The 251-nt window shown below is 68.5% G+C and carries 1 protein-coding gene; it reads left to right on the forward strand.

Annotated features, from left to right (window positions below; all coding sequences use genetic code 11):
- Positions 1-251: hypothetical protein (locus SB717_RS38130; RefSeq protein WP_410908386.1), on the forward strand; the 251-nt coding region annotated here is incomplete at both ends.

Below are 251 nucleotides of genomic sequence, written 5' to 3' on the forward strand. Positions count from 1 at the left end.
TCATTCGCCACGAGGGCCTGGCCGTCGACCATCTGGTGACCGCCCGGCGGAGTACGGTGCGCTACTTCCTGTCCCGCTGCCTGCATGAGGGGCGTTCCAAGGCCGTGCTCGCCTCGATGGTGGGCTCGGGACGCGGTCTCGCCTCCGAGCGGTCCTACGTCCTGCGGACCCTGTCCTCGGGGATCTGGAATCAGATCAGGGCCGTGCTCGGCGGAGATGTCCACGGCTTGGCCCGGGCCCTGATGATGGTC

Origin of the sequence: Priestia sp. SIMBA_032, assembly GCF_046535215.1 — a bacterium.
In the GTDB taxonomy this organism is placed as follows: Bacteria; Bacillota; Bacilli; order Bacillales; family Bacillaceae_H; genus Priestia; species Priestia aryabhattai.